Raw genomic sequence first — 14,100 nt, forward strand, 5'->3', positions numbered from 1 at the left:
TTAATGACTCCTTGGGAGGGCTTTACCTCGCAATGAACCTAAGATGAAGTTTAGTACCAAGGCTAAAATTAATAATACTAATCCTAATGCAATGGCTTGAGCAAAATCACCCTTACTGGTTTCCAGTGCGATAGCGGTAGGAATATTGCGTGTGACATTCATAATGTTCCCTCCCACCATCATTGAACAGCCAACCTCAGTAAGAATGCGACTAAAGGCGGCAATAATGGCCAAAAGCAGTGGTACTCGCAGTTCTCGACACAATGTCCATACCGCGCGTAACCATGATGCACCTAGCGTACGTGATGTTTCCCAGGCGCGACGATCTACGCTCGAAAACGCCGCTTGTGAAAGTGCAACCATCACCGGTGCGCAAATTAACATTTGTCCTAAAATCATACCTTGTTGGGTAAACAACCACTTTAAATCACCGAGCACCCCTTGGCGAGTCAGCAATAAATAAACCAATAGCCCAATGACAACCGTTGGAATCGATTGCAAAGTTTGAATGAGGTTGGTTACCACCCAGCGGCCACGGAAATGGCTGAATGCCAGAATAAACCCTAAGATAATCGAGGGAATAATCGTGATCAGCAGCGCCGCAAAGGACACCGAGAAAGAGATATTAATAATCGCCCAAACATCTGGGTCAAAAGAGAGCAGCAAGCTAAATGCTTGCTGCAATAGGGCTAACCAGCCGTCACTCATTTTTTATATGTTGCCTTGAACAATTGCTCTCCTTGCACTGTGAATTCATTAATCATAGTTTGTGTCGCTGGGCTAATTAGCCAATCACTGAACGCTTTTGCACCTTTATGATTAAGATCTGGATACTTTTCTGCGTTAATTAATATGACTTGGTAAGGGTTGGCTAATGCTGCGCCGCCTTCAAAACTAATGGTTAAATCAAGTTTAGCTTTATAAGCAATAAAAGTACCACGGTCTGCTAACGTATAAGCTTGTAATTCATTTGCCATTAACAAGGTTTTACCCATGCCTTGGCCTACTGAAGTATAACCGGCAAAGTCAGGTGTTACGCCAGCAGCTTGCCAAATTTCAAGCTCCTTCATGTGGGTGCCTGAGTTATCCCCACGAGAGATAAACTGACTTGGTTTAGCCGCAATTTTACTAAATGCTTCCGTTGCATCTTTGCTTGATTTTGCCGCTGCGGGATCATCTTTAGGCCCAAGAATAATAAAATCGTTTTCCATAATACCGCGGGGCTCAACACCATAACCATCGGCAACAAATTTAGCTTCAGCTTCTGGCGCGTGGGTCATTACTACATCAACATCACCCTGGCTGCCTAGCTTTAATGCCTGACCTGTCCCTGTCGCAATAACTTGTACGCTGTAGCCAGATTCAGCTTCAAACTTAGGTAAAATAGCCCCTAATAAGCCAGAGTTTTCAGTACTGGTTGTTGTGGCGAGTTTAATCACTTCACCTGCTAACGCGATTGGGCTGAACATTGCGCCACTAAAAACCGCTGCGGCTAATAACATGCTGACACTTGCTTTAAGTTTTAACATTTCCATTCCTTGTAGTATTAATGACCAGATTTTTTTCTTAATTACCAAAGCCATAAGCAAGTTAAATGCCAAATGATTTTAATGCAAATACAGTTCACGCCTGAAATCGAAATTGTGAACTTGATCCCAAGCTTGAAGTAATTATGATAGACAAATTGTCCCACGATCACTTTTCTGTGGTTCATAGTGACCCTGTCATTTCGATTCAATGGTAGAGTAAGTTCAAAGCGTGTCAAAATGTCCTAATAAGAGTCCATTTATGAGTCCAGACGAACAGATTACCCCTGCAGCCCAAACCACAATGTCGGTATTAATCGTAGATGACGAGCCAGGCATGCGCAGTTTTTTGATGAAAGCCTTAGCCAAAAAATTCGCCCTAGTTGAAACCGCATCCACCATCGCTCAAGCAGAAACGCTCCGTAGCCAAGGTCATTTTGATTTACTCATTGTCGACATTAGACTCCCTGATCGTTCTGGCATTGAGTGGCATGAAGCATTAAACGATCGCGAAAGACAATCCGACATTATTTTTATGACGGGTTATGCCGATATGGATGTGGCGATTAAAGCGTTACGGGCAGGTGCTTCTGACTTTATTATGAAGCCATTTCACCTTGAACAAATGATGACCGCAGTTGATCGCTGCATTGAAAAGCGCTTGTTAAAACGCGAAAACTTTATGCTAAGGCGCGAATTGGCCCATGGGCAGTCATCAACTATTATCGGTAACAGCGAAGCTATCCGTGATGTTAAACAAGTCATTGAACGTATTGCTCCCACCAATGCTGTGGTATTGATTGAAGGAGAATCTGGCACGGGTAAAGAGCTCGTTGCAAGGCAATTACATCAACTCAGTGGCCGCAGTGGTGCTTTTGTGCCTGTTAACTGTGGTGCTATCGCCCCAGAATTATTGGCCAGTGAGTTATTTGGCCATACAGCAGGAGCATTTACGGGTGCTAAAGGCAATCGTGAAGGCCTGTTTAGTTATGCCTCTGGTGGGACCATTTTTTTAGATGAAATTGGCGAAATGCCAATGAACATGCAAACTGCATTATTGCGTGTGCTCGAAGAGCGATCGATTAGACCCGTGGGCAGTGAAAAAGAAATCGATATTGATGTGCGAGTGGTTGCCGCAACCAATCGTTTATTGATTGATGAAGTCGAAGCGGGGCGTTTTCGTCGAGACTTATTTTACCGTCTAAATGTACTCAATATTGTGATCCCTTCTTTGCGCTCTCGCCCTGAAGATGTCGTTGAATTAACTCATTTCTTTACCTTGCAGCTATCACAAGAACTGGGCATAAAAGATATTATTTGGAGCCATGAAGACCTGCAGGTTCTTCAGCAATATGATTGGCCAGGTAATATCCGTGAGTTACGCAATATGATTGAACGTTGTATTTTATTGGGAAAACCCCCTGCAGAATATTGGAAAAAGCCTGTTGTGACCGTGATACCTGAAGCTATGGGTTACCCGCTTGAATGGCCTCTAAAAGAAGTCGAAAAGCAGCATGTTACTCAGGTCGTTGATGCTCATAATGGTAATAAGTCAGCAGCAGCACGAGATTTAGGGGTATCGCGTAAAACACTCGACCGTAAATACAAAGAGTGGGCTCATCACGACGATGACTGTGATGGAGTAACGCCGTAGTGGCTAAAAAATCGGGTTTATTCACTCGAGTATTTGGCATTAGTTGGCTACAGATGCAGTCAAAGGTGCGCTATCGCATTTTATTTCTAACCTTATTGCCGATCTTATTAACCCTGGTGAGCTTAGTTTTTATCACGATTTATTGGAACGTGATATATACAGGCAACCAATTGTTTATGAAGGTTAAAGCCGATCTTGTTGTAGCCGAAAGTACCTTGGAACAGGTGCAGCAACGACAACAACATCAGCTTAGTACCATTAGCGGATCGTGGGATTTTCAACATGCTTTTCAGTTGCTTAATCACAGTGACTCTCAACCTAATGCCGCCGCGATTAATGCACTCAATATCTTATTGGCCCAACAACAACAAACGCTAGGCTTAGACTTTTTACGTCTCATTAGTCTTGCAGATGCCGCCGCCGATCCTGATTTACGGATAATGCTGCACCAAACACAACAGCATGCAATATCAGGACTAATGGTTTTGCCCGGCACTCGACTCGCGCGGATCAATTTGGCCCTTGCAGAGCAAGCTGAAATTGAGCTTGTTGCCACTAGGCATGCGGCAGAACCGCCTAAAAAATCGGAAAGTCGCGGGTTATTAAGTCGCACACTAATGCCTGTAGCCGACCGGTCTGGTAATGTGTTTTGGTATATTGACGGTGGTGTACTGCTTAATCGTAACACGTTGATTGTCGACCATATTCGGGACTTGGTTTATGGTGAGGGGACGTTACCTGAGCGCTCAATTGGCACCGTGACACTATTTTTAGATAATATCCGTATTAGTACCAATGTGCCTTTCGAACAGTTTCCAAGTGATCTGAGCAAACAAAATAGAGCCATTGGCACTTTAGTATCAGACGAAGTGTATCAGCAAGTGTTAATCGAAGGCGAAAACTGGATTAACCGAGCCTTTGTATTGAACGAATGGTATATATCGGGCTATTCACCCTTGTATGATATTCGCGGTAAACGTGTTGGCATGGTTTACGCCGGATTTTCTGAAGCGCCATTTTTACATAACTACTTATTAAACATTATTGAGCTCGGCACCATTTTGGTGATCGTGTTATTTCTGTCTGGCTTTTTGGTGTATCGCGGCGCAAATAGTTTATTGCAGCCCATTGAATATATTCACCAGGTTGTGACCGCTGTGCAATCGGGGCGCAATATCCGCATTGGTAAACTGGACTTAACCAGCGATAACGAATTAGCACAATTAGCAGAGCAGTTTGATCGTATGCTCGACCAATTACAGCGACGCAATACACAAATTCAAGCTGCAGCAGAGCAACTCGAAATCAAAGTTGAACAACGAACTCGCAGCTTACAGGATAAAACAGAAGAGCTTGAACGAAACGTCGCCTTATTACATGCCACTCGCCAGCAATTGGTTACCAATGAAAAACTCAGCGCATTAGGTGAGTTGATTGCCGGTATAGCTCATGAAATCAATAATCCCACCGCGGTGATTTTGGGCAATATGGAGCTATTAAAATATGAGCTTGGCGATGGTGCAAAGGTCGTCGAAGAAGAAATTGAGTTAGTTATTCAGCAGGTAGGACGCATCACCACGATTATCCGCAGCTTATTACAATACAGTCGCCCAGGGGAATTTAATGCGCCAATCGAGTCTCAAGCGATTACGCCTATTGTAGAAGAAGTGCTGTTATTGGCGCGTCACTCCATTGAGCAACAAAAAGTGGAATTGGTGAAAGAGTTAACCGCCAGCACACTGGTAGAGGTTAATCGACCACAACTATTGCAAGTGTTGATCAATTTAATGGTTAATGCGGCCCACGCTATTAAGGTTAATGGTCGCATTTGGGTGAGAGCGTATGATTGGATTGAAGATGACCAGAGTATTGGGGTGAAAATTGAAGTTGAAGATGAGGGCGTTGGTATTTCGAAAGAGGATTTAAGCCGCATATTCGATCCATTTTATACCACCCGTAAAGACGGTACAGGCTTAGGTTTATCATTAAGTTATGGCATTATTAAACGTCTTGGCGGTACCATTGAAGTTAAATCAACGCTTAATGTCGGTACCGTCTTTACGATTGGTTTGTATCATAAAGCAAAAGATGATCAACAACTTGGACCATACGATGGTTTACAATTTGGCGATAAAATATAATATAAATGATAAATGCTAAAAATCAGGCAAAAAAAAGCCGGGAATAATTCCCGGCCACAAAGAGTGTGTGAGCAATGTCGTGCTTGCGAGCTCAGTAGACTGTTTAAAGGTGATGAAGTCTCTATTGAGTAAACTGAGTTTTGGAACGCACATTAATAGTAATCATTCTCATTTGTGTTTGCAAGTCATTAAACGATAAAATGATCATCTTTACATTGTCATCATTAACAGAATCAATAGCCTTAATTATGGGGACATCTCGTTAATCGAATCGATGTTTGGGTGATTTTAGTAGCAGAGGGCTGTTTACTCATGTTCAATGTCTAGTTTGCATCTTATTTAAGTCGACTAATTTGAACTTTGAACTTTGAGCTTTGATGTGAATTGATGGGGTGGGATTTAATCATCAAGCTTAGCAATCCCAACTACTAAGCTTGATGTGTGACTATTTCGAGTTCAGATTATTTATTCGCTTCAATAATGACGTTTTCGTTATTGATAGGGCTGTCGAACAAAATCTTGTCTTGAAGCACTTTGAGTAACACGCCATAAGCTGGTAAGAATAAGCCTAAACTGACGATTAATTTAAAGCCATAATCTACCGTAGCGATTTCGGGCCAATGGGTAGCCATAAACGTGTCGCTAGATGCGTAGAAAGCCACACTAAAGAAGACTAACGTATCGACTAGATTACCGATTAAGGTCGATGCCGCAGGAGCAACCCACCATGCTTTTGCTCGGCGTAACTTAGCAAATACCGTGATATCCATCAACTGGCCAATCAGATACGCTACAAAGCTGGCAAAGGCAATTCTGAATACAAAGCTGTTCCATTCTGCTAACGCTGAAAATGCTTGTAGCTGACCTTGATGAAATAACACGCCCACCAAATATGACACCAATAATGCAGGGATCATGGCTTTGAGAATAATATTTCTGGCAGCTTGCTGACCAAAAATTCTCACGGTTAAGTCAGTGGCTAAATACACAAAGGGAAAACTAAATGCGCCCCACGTAGTGTGGTAGCTAAACAGCTGAAAAGGTAATTGAACAAGGTAGTTACTTGCGCAAATAATTAAGATATGAAAACTGACTAATAGCATCAGTGCTCGGCGATATTTCGCCTGGGATAACTGCAACATATTGTGGCCTTTTTAATTGGGTTAGCGCGGGGTGAGGGAACCCGCTATTGATACGGTTAACAGTATTTATGTATGTCAGTTTAGCGACATATCGCTATAAAGCGGTTTCATAAATGACTACTACAGAGAATATTATCATTATGGTTGTGTTGCTACTTAGCGCTTTTTAGCCTGGTTAACTTAAGCGGAAAAAGGGCTGCAAACACGGGGGCGGGATAATAGCATGGGTAATATTCAAGCGAAAGATTTAAGCGCGGTTAAAAGTCGATTAAAATAGACAGCACAGTGGCTAATTTATTTTCTAATTCTTGCCATTCTGCCAACGGGTCTGAGCCTGCGACAATCCCAGCTCCTGCAAATAAATTGATTCTGCGTGGTTCAATTAATGCGCTACGGATTGCCACCGAAAACTCAGATTCATTGCGATTAAAATAGCCACAAGCTCCAGCGTACCAGCCTCTAACATATCCTTCACGTTGACGAATAAAGCTCAATGCGGCTTCACGCGGTAATCCTCCCACCGCAGGCGTAGGGTGTAATGCGCGCAATAATTCAAAGTCACTAACGCCGGGTTGTAATTGAGCCCTAATTGAGCGATGTAAGTGCTGAATATGATTTAACTTAAAAATTTTAGGGTGTTCATCAGCCCCAAGGTATTGGCTTAGTGGTGTTAGCACATCGACAATATGTTGTCTTACTAGCTGATTTTCATGGCTGTTTTTAATATCATCTAATAAAGCTTGCGCCAGCAGATTGTCTTCATCTGGGTTAAGCCCACGTACCGTCGTACCTGCCAACGCTTCGGTAAATAGCTCTTGTTGGCGGCGCAAATATAAACGCTCAGGCGAACATGAAATAAAGGCACGTTGCGGACTAAATTGAAAACCAAACTGAAAACTGTTGGGGTTTCTGCCTTGCCAACATGCTAATACCGTCCACGGATCGATATCATCACTGACATCAATTTGAGTATGCCGTGACAACACCACTTTAGGTGTGGTGCGATTAAACTTTTCTTGAGTGACTTGCTCAACGAGCTCTTTCCAGCGTTCATAACGGGGTAAATCACTGCGCCCCATTAAAGTCATTTTGTGCGGCGGCGGCAAAGGCTGCGGTTTATTCACTTGCGCAATGGCAGTCAATGCAGCTTGTATTTCTTGTTGAGTGTCGGTGCCCTCAAAATTGAGGTTGACCAGTATTCTGAGTGTATTGCCGGTTCGGCGTAATTCAATTCTAGGCAATACAAAATGTGCGCGGCCAAACTCAGGCCAACTTTCTACTGTGCGGTCAAAGGCAAGGCCACCATAATAGCGAATGTCTTGCTGATTGGTTTTATTACGTTGTTGCTGATAAATCTGTGCCAAGGCATTGTCGTCGACTTGGTCTTCAAAAAAGAAGCTTTTACAGGCACCAATCGCGGCGACATCTTCATCTCGATCTCTACCGTGCCAATAAATTTTCGGGAATTGATTTTGAGCAGCTAACCAGGAAAGTAAGGGTAATGCAGGAGCATCTACCGACAATTGGATAATAGATTCACGCGCAGGCACTTTACTTAGCTGGTTAAGCTTAGTAATCAGTTCATTAAATTGTGATGAAAAGGAGTGGCCCAAAAAGAAATACCTCACGTATAAACACTACAGAGCTAAGGTAATAAAGCGATTAAACACTGTCAATTAGCAAGGTTAAATCGTGTGATCTGAATTACTAATATAATCACCGTGAGGGTTCAAAAGGGGCATTTTGTGGCATGATGCTTAAAAAAACGTGTACTATTTTTGTAAGCGCTTACTATTGCACTGAGGCTTATCACTTGTTTGCTAAACTCGACAGCTAACAACTAACATAAGAATTGTTTATTTCGATGTGTAATGTATAAACATAACTCACAATAATACCGTGACCAAAAGGCTACACTGACTAAAATCGATAGAATAATGATGTAAAGTAGTTCAAAATAGTAGCGTTCAATCTATGAGCTAAGTCTCATTATTAAGTTTTTCTTCCCGGAGTACATGTACATGGGTGATTCAGTTGAATCAAGCAATGTCATTAAGATCCCTGTTGATAGACTTGCCCTTGGCATGTTTGTTACCGCTATCGATCGTCAACAAAGCAAAGTCGATATTCGCAATCCTGGTCAAATAAAACATCGTGACGCAATTGTTAAGCTCAAAAAGAACAATATTGCAGTGGTGTGGGTCGATGTTGAGCGCTCGTCAGATACCTGCGGATTAAAAAAAGGTGACCGCGCTAACGCACCCGCTAATCCATTGGCACGTAAAGCAACGGTGACTCGCGATGGCCAGCAGGCACAAGCTAAAAAGTTACTTGCCGAAGCCAAAGGTTTGATCAAAAAAGTGATGTCTGAAACTTTCGAGGGTAAACCTATCGAAGTGGGTCAATTTGAAGACGTTGCCGACAAAATGATTGAGTCGGTGATGGATGATGCCGACGCGTTTAAATGTATCTCAGCATTGCGCACAAAAGATGCCTACCTTCTTGAGCACTCAATTAACGTCGCATTCTTACTGGTTACTTTTGGCAAGCACCTAGGCCTTGAACGTGAATTGCTTAAGCAAATGGCCGTGGGCGGTATTTTACATGATATCGGCAAAATCAAAGTCGATAACGAAGTGTTACATAAACCTGGAAGGCTAACTCCGGAAGAGTTTGAGCACATGAAGTTGCATCAAGTGTATGCCGCTGAAATTATGCGCGAGACCGAAGGATTGTCGCAAGTGAGTAAAGATGTGTGCTTAATGCATCATGAAAAGCTTGACGGTAAAGGCTATCCTCATGGACTCACCGAAGACCAAATTCCTCAACATGGTCGCATGAGCTGTATTGTTGATATTTTCGATGCGCTAACCGCAACTCGCTGTTACAAAGAAGCCATGAGTCCGGCGGCAGCATTTAAAATTTTGCTCAGTTTGACGCCGTTTCATTTAGACCAAAAACTGGTTTATGAGTTTATCCGCTGTGTGGGTATTTACCCAGTGGGTTCGCTTGTGCAACTGTCTGATGAACGTGTGGGTATTGTATGGGATTCAAAAGGACGTGATGCTTTACATCCTATTGTAAAATGCTTTTATTCGTTAAAGCATAAACGCTATACCGAAGTGACTATGGTTGATTTACTTAAAGCAGAGCTGAATATCGAACGTGGTGTATCGCCAGGGACGCTAGAAGTCGACCCAACGCCATTTTATTAAGACAAAATGACATCGCAGTCAGTGAGTGCTGCGATGGATAACTTCTTTGACGGCCTATTTAATGATAGGTAATGTCTTGATACATGGGGGCGAGCTTAGCCAGTAACGCATTACGTGTACCAATAGACACATTTTGTTGTTTTAATGCGTTAATCAAATGACCGACCACGGCATCAAAATCTGCCTGACTAATATGCAAACCAATATGCGCATCAAACATAGATGCCCCTTGATACTCACAGCCTCCACCACTGACAACACATAAATGCTCAATTAAACGTTGGCGAAATATCTCAATGTCAGTTTGAGCAAAGTGATGCACTATGCGTTTATCTTTTGACAGGTTTACCAAAAAATCATCAGTAATTAGGCTAATGCCAGCATTACCGCCCAACTGTTGATACAAGGTTGTCGGTTGATTAGCGCAGCCTGAACCGACTAGCAGTAAGCCAACGAATAAGCTGATGAAATAGTGCTTAGCAGTGAGCATTACAATGTCCCCTCAATCGATAAATACCAGCCTTTTTGTTGCTCAAAACCCGCAATACTACCCAAGTCGACATATGCCCCTACAAGAGACACATGTTTATTGATAAACCAGGCAGCAAAGATATCCTGCCAGTCATCTTCCTTGGCAAAGCCGAGTTGATCGGGTTTTTGTTTGTATTCATAACCCACAGCGAAGCTGTCGGTTAACAGTAACGCAATAGAAGCTTCTGCTTGCAGGTGATAATTGTTGTCTGTAGCGGTGCCAAAACCCAGTAATCCGGTTTGATTAGCCTTGGTGGCTCTGAGGGTTAAATTAGTTACTAGGTTGCGACCGGCAATGGCATCAAAATACACTTTACTGGCCGCAAGATACACATCTAGCCCCCAATCATTACGCGCTCCCACCGCTTGTGGAATGGCAAAGTCATCAACGCGTTTGTATTGCATGCCTACGCTTATTTGCGGCAGATTACTGTAAAGTAATTCGCCTGCAAGTTTGTATTTAACACCAACAATATCTTGGCCAAGCTTGCCGCCCATAGTGTCGAGATCGAAAGTCTGTTTAGCTAAACTTAACTCGAATCGATTATTGATACTCAGCGATGCCCCAACGGCATGTAAAGTAAAATCATCAACTGAAACCTGGGTATTCATTGCGGTTACTGACCATTGGTCTGAGCTGGCATAACCATTTATGACTGCCCATGGCACAATTCCGCCGCCCGCCGTACCTTCAATGGTAGTGGCACCACCAGTGGCAATCACTTTGCTCGTATCGGCATGTGCTGGCAGGCTTATACCCGCCACAATAAATAGGCTGATGATGAATATATTTCGAAACATTAACTCACCGTATCTTTGAGTTTAGCGGCCAGATCGGCCTGATTAAATTGGCTAAACCATATTGCAAAATCATCAGCTTTAAGCGGTTTTGAATACACATAACCTTGCACGATATCGCAATCGAGTCGACGTAAAATGTCGATACCTTCTGTTGACTCAACCCCTTCAGCAACCACAGACAAATTAAGCCCTTTAATGAGCCGAATACTGGTGTCGACAATCATTAAATCCGTAGCATCTGTATGAATATCTTTAATAAAGCTGCGATCAATTTTTACTTCATTTACGGGTAACAGCTTTAAGTAGGCCAGTGACGAATGCCCGGTACCAAAGTCATCAATGGCGATGGCGATGCCAATACCTTTAAATTGCTGCAATACCGCGATAACCGTTTGAGCGTCCTTCATCACCGCGCCTTCGGTAACCTCTATCGACAGTGCTTCAATCGGTAAATCATGATCAGCTAACAGCTGTTTAATATCATGAGGCAGTTGGGCATTAGTGAGATCGTGAGCCGATAAGTTAATCGCAACTTTTAGCTCAATTCCCTGAGCTTTCCATTGGGCTAATTGTTTCACTGTGGCGTTAAGCACCCAGTCACTGATCATCGAAATATTGCCCGAGTTTTCAGCTAAACGAATAAATTCATCTGGCGGAATAAACCCGAGTTGCGGATGCTGCCAACGAATTAATGTCTCGGCGCTATTGCAGCGATTGTTGTGAATATCCACTTTAGGTTGAAACACCAAATGCAGCTGCCCCTGACTAATGGCAATCGGTAAATCGCGAATAATCATTAACTCGCGCAGATAACGCTCATCCTCGCCTTGCAAATAAGTGGCAATGGCTAACGATTCAATACGGGCTTGATTTAATGCTATTTCTGCGTGGCGAATTAACTTGTCGATATCAGTGTGGTCATAGTCATCACTTAACTCAACTAACCCAACACGCACATTCACACTGATTTTAGAGCCTTCAATATCATAAGGCTTAGTCAGTTGCTGTAAATAAATGTCGAGTTGTTCACGGCTAATACCGGGTTGAAATAACAATAAAAATGAGTCGCCATCTAAACGTGATATTAATACAGCCGTTGGCGATAAGCTTTCTAAGCGACTGGCAAACAGCATGAGTAAATTGTCGGCATTCGCAAAGCCAATAATATTATTTAAATGTCGAAAGTTTTTAATGTCTATCATCGCGATGCAGCCATGCATTTGCATTAAAAGCTGGCCGAGTTGTTGTTTCGCCGCAACACGGTTATACAAACCGGTTAAGTTGTCATGTTGTGATTGGTAGACTAAATCGTGTTCGCGCGACTCAATATTCTCCCGCATTACCGACAAGGTATTGGCTAACACTTGTAGTTCTGCTGGCGCACCCATAATGGGTTGCGGATTTTCACCTTGACCGACTTTACGGGCAAAGTTAACCAGGGCGTAAATAGGCTGGGTGAGCCCGCCTGCAAACCAGGCGGCTATTAAGAATGCCAATAAACAGGTGATCCCAAATATCACCAGCATATTGTTACGCAGCGCATCGTAACTTTGTTGCCATTTTTCATTTGACTGGTGTAACACCGCCCACTGGTGGCCACTGTTTTTATCAAGGGCAATCGTAGTGGATAAATACTCGCTGACAACCGTGTCGCTAAAGTTATCCACGTTTTGTGCTATTTGAGAGATGTTTGCCAACACTTGTTGCTGTAAACCTTCGGGCAACGTTGACACTATGTCGACTCTACCTGACTGGTTAATAAAGCTAATATCAATACCCGTAATGGTCTTGGCTTGGTCAGCTACCGCTTTATCCATGGTAAACCCCATGCCCACCCAAGCAATTAATGTGGGTGCTTTTACGGGTTGTAACACAAATTGGTAACTACTGTGGTCAACATTAAAGATATCGACACTGTTTGAACGATTTTGGGTTAAGGCAAATAGGTCATCGATATTTTCTGGCGTAAGCCCTGGCAAACTTGATGACAGTAATGTGCCTTTTGGCGACAATAATATGACTGCATTGGCGTTAATCCGTCGACCGTGATTAGCTAACACCGATGATATGGTGTCTTGCTCACCCGTAGCCACCGCGCGTTTAAAGCCAAAGTCAGCGCTCAATAATGACAAACTCTGACTGAGCTGGTCGCTTCGATTTGACAACATTTCAACAAAAATATTAGATCCAATATTGAGGTTTTGAGCTTGCTGTTGGCGGTAGTCTCGTTGTGTTGCGGTCAGCACAAACAGCGCTGTGGTTAACTGCATTAGCGTTAATATGAGTAAAAAAGCAATAATCAGCCGGCTACGGAAACTATTTGGCATGTTGTCCTACGTGTGAACTTGCATTGAGGTTAACACCAAATCCGCCAGGCGGTGAAGAAGGCTTATCTTGTCTATCAACATCCAATGTTAATGTGACAGCATCAATCTCTTTATTAATCATCATTGTCGTCGGGGCCGTTTCTGCTCGTTGCCAAGGGTGCCAAAGCGTCACGCTATATTCGCCAGCCGATAAATCGGTAATGTTGGCCAATCCCTTCTCATCGCTTGACGCAAAATAAGGGCTTTTTGCTACATAAATAAAGGCTTGCATATAGTCGTGAATATTACATCCAATGGCCACTAAACCTGGCTGATCAAATAAAATTGGCGACTCAGTTTTGCCAACATACAGCTTTAATTCAAATTGCTTGGCTTCAGAAAAAGAATAAACATGATGGCGAGTGCGGTCTAAGTTAGGGAAATCGACTTGAGCACCTTGAGGTACAGCAAGTACAAACGGTGAAAAAATACGATCTTGTTGGCGCATTTCATAATGCTGCGGCGTTGTGGGTGGTAACTCTGTTGCCGTGATGGGGGTTAATTCTACAACGGCATCACCTAACGCGACGCCCTGAGTATCGGTGATGGTTACCGTTAAAGAGGCAGCATTCAGCGAGGAACACACTAAATAAGATAAACACAATAAACAGTAAGTGAGTCGAGTCATTGGTCTTTATTCGCCTTCTTGGTATGCATGTAACATAAAAGTTAACCCGGTAAGCATTGTCCATCATAACCCACAACATTGATAAATACGTCATCC

11 protein-coding genes are annotated in these 14,100 nt (G+C 43.0%); 3 read left to right on the top strand and 8 right to left on the bottom strand.

Annotated elements, in window-relative coordinates; all coding sequences use genetic code 11:
• The gene (locus tag ACROAE_RS12795; protein ID WP_432402309.1) at nt 1-708 is read right to left on the bottom strand and encodes an ABC transporter permease; all 708 of its coding nucleotides are present in this window, start codon (nt 706-708) and stop codon (nt 1-3) included.
• Nucleotides 705-1,529: a substrate-binding domain-containing protein gene (locus ACROAE_RS12800; protein WP_432402311.1), complete on the bottom strand. Its 825-nt coding sequence runs from the start codon at nt 1,527-1,529 to the stop codon at nt 705-707. The genes ACROAE_RS12795 and ACROAE_RS12800 overlap by 4 nt, the downstream gene beginning before the upstream one ends.
• Nucleotides 1,530-1,788: 259 nt before the next feature.
• On the opposite strand from ACROAE_RS12800, the gene ACROAE_RS12805 reads away from it, so the two are divergent.
• Complete coding sequence (locus ACROAE_RS12805) at nt 1,789-3,180, top strand: sigma-54-dependent transcriptional regulator (RefSeq protein WP_432402313.1); 1,392 nt, start codon at nt 1,789-1,791, stop codon at nt 3,178-3,180.
• 53 nt (nt 3,181-3,233) lie between these two features.
• Nucleotides 3,234-5,321 carry a sensor histidine kinase gene (locus tag ACROAE_RS12810; protein WP_432402415.1) on the top strand — a complete coding sequence of 696 codons (2,088 nt, stop codon included), beginning with the start codon at nt 3,234-3,236 and terminating at the stop codon, nt 5,319-5,321.
• Nucleotides 5,322-5,782: 461 nt separating this feature from the next.
• On the opposite strand, the gene ACROAE_RS12815 is transcribed toward ACROAE_RS12810, so the two are convergent.
• Both ACROAE_RS12815 and ACROAE_RS12820 read right to left on the bottom strand, forming a co-directional pair.
• On the bottom strand, nt 5,783-6,463 hold the full coding sequence (locus ACROAE_RS12815; RefSeq protein WP_432402315.1) for a 7-cyano-7-deazaguanine/7-aminomethyl-7-deazaguanine transporter: 681 nt from the start codon (nt 6,461-6,463) through the stop codon (nt 5,783-5,785).
• Between the two features lie 257 nt (nt 6,464-6,720).
• Nucleotides 6,721-8,076, bottom strand: a complete 1,356-nt coding sequence (locus ACROAE_RS12820) for an isochorismate synthase (protein WP_432402317.1) — start codon at nt 8,074-8,076, stop codon at nt 6,721-6,723.
• Nucleotides 8,077-8,484: 408 nt separating this feature from the next.
• On the opposite strand from ACROAE_RS12820, the gene ACROAE_RS12825 reads away from it, so the two are divergent.
• The gene (locus ACROAE_RS12825; protein ID WP_432402319.1) at nt 8,485-9,678 is read left to right on the top strand and encodes an HD-GYP domain-containing protein; all 1,194 of its coding nucleotides are present in this window, start codon (nt 8,485-8,487) and stop codon (nt 9,676-9,678) included.
• 58 nt (nt 9,679-9,736) lie between these two features.
• On the opposite strand, the gene ACROAE_RS12830 is transcribed toward ACROAE_RS12825, so the two are convergent.
• The 4 genes from ACROAE_RS12830 to ACROAE_RS12845 are packed head-to-tail and all read right to left on the bottom strand — an operon-like array spanning nt 9,737 to nt 14,004.
• Nucleotides 9,737-10,168 (bottom strand): group I truncated hemoglobin, encoded by a 432-nt coding sequence (locus tag ACROAE_RS12830; RefSeq protein WP_432402321.1) that lies wholly within the window; start codon nt 10,166-10,168, stop codon nt 9,737-9,739.
• Nucleotides 10,168-11,010: a DUF3034 family protein gene (locus ACROAE_RS12835; protein ID WP_432402323.1), complete on the bottom strand. Its 843-nt coding sequence runs from the start codon at nt 11,008-11,010 to the stop codon at nt 10,168-10,170. The genes ACROAE_RS12830 and ACROAE_RS12835 overlap by 1 nt, the downstream gene beginning before the upstream one ends.
• Nucleotides 11,010-13,337, bottom strand: a complete 2,328-nt coding sequence (locus ACROAE_RS12840) for an EAL domain-containing protein (protein WP_432402325.1) — start codon at nt 13,335-13,337, stop codon at nt 11,010-11,012. The genes ACROAE_RS12835 and ACROAE_RS12840 overlap by 1 nt, the downstream gene beginning before the upstream one ends.
• A complete protein-coding gene (locus ACROAE_RS12845; protein WP_432402327.1) occupies nt 13,327-14,004 on the bottom strand; it encodes a methylamine utilization protein in 678 nt (225 codons plus the stop codon). The genes ACROAE_RS12840 and ACROAE_RS12845 overlap by 11 nt, the downstream gene beginning before the upstream one ends.
• Between the last annotated feature and the right edge of the window lie 96 nt (nt 14,005-14,100).

It is taken from the genome of Shewanella sp. MF05960 (assembly GCF_050849305.1).
Taxonomy (GTDB): domain Bacteria; phylum Pseudomonadota; class Gammaproteobacteria; order Enterobacterales; family Shewanellaceae; genus Shewanella.

Bases quoted from the DNA above. Each gene is read 5' to 3' on its own strand.
- ACROAE_RS12815 (WP_432402315.1), bottom strand. From the start codon at position 6,463: ATGTTGCAGTTATCCCAGGCGAAATATCGCCGAGCACTGATGCTATTA.
- ACROAE_RS12835 (WP_432402323.1), bottom strand. From the start codon at position 11,010: ATGTTTCGAAATATATTCATCATCAGCCTATTTATTGTGGCGGGTATA.
- ACROAE_RS12810 (WP_432402415.1), top strand. From the start codon at position 3,234: ATGCAGTCAAAGGTGCGCTATCGCATTTTATTTCTAACCTTATTGCCG.
- ACROAE_RS12825 (WP_432402319.1), top strand. From the start codon at position 8,485: ATGGGTGATTCAGTTGAATCAAGCAATGTCATTAAGATCCCTGTTGAT.
- ACROAE_RS12830 (WP_432402321.1), bottom strand. From the start codon at position 10,168: ATGCTCACTGCTAAGCACTATTTCATCAGCTTATTCGTTGGCTTACTG.
- ACROAE_RS12800 (WP_432402311.1), bottom strand. From the start codon at position 1,529: ATGTTAAAACTTAAAGCAAGTGTCAGCATGTTATTAGCCGCAGCGGTT.
- ACROAE_RS12845 (WP_432402327.1), bottom strand. From the start codon at position 14,004: ATGACTCGACTCACTTACTGTTTATTGTGTTTATCTTATTTAGTGTGT.
- ACROAE_RS12805 (WP_432402313.1), top strand. From the start codon at position 1,789: ATGAGTCCAGACGAACAGATTACCCCTGCAGCCCAAACCACAATGTCG.
- ACROAE_RS12795 (WP_432402309.1), bottom strand. From the start codon at position 708: ATGAGTGACGGCTGGTTAGCCCTATTGCAGCAAGCATTTAGCTTGCTG.
- ACROAE_RS12840 (WP_432402325.1), bottom strand. From the start codon at position 13,337: ATGCCAAATAGTTTCCGTAGCCGGCTGATTATTGCTTTTTTACTCATA.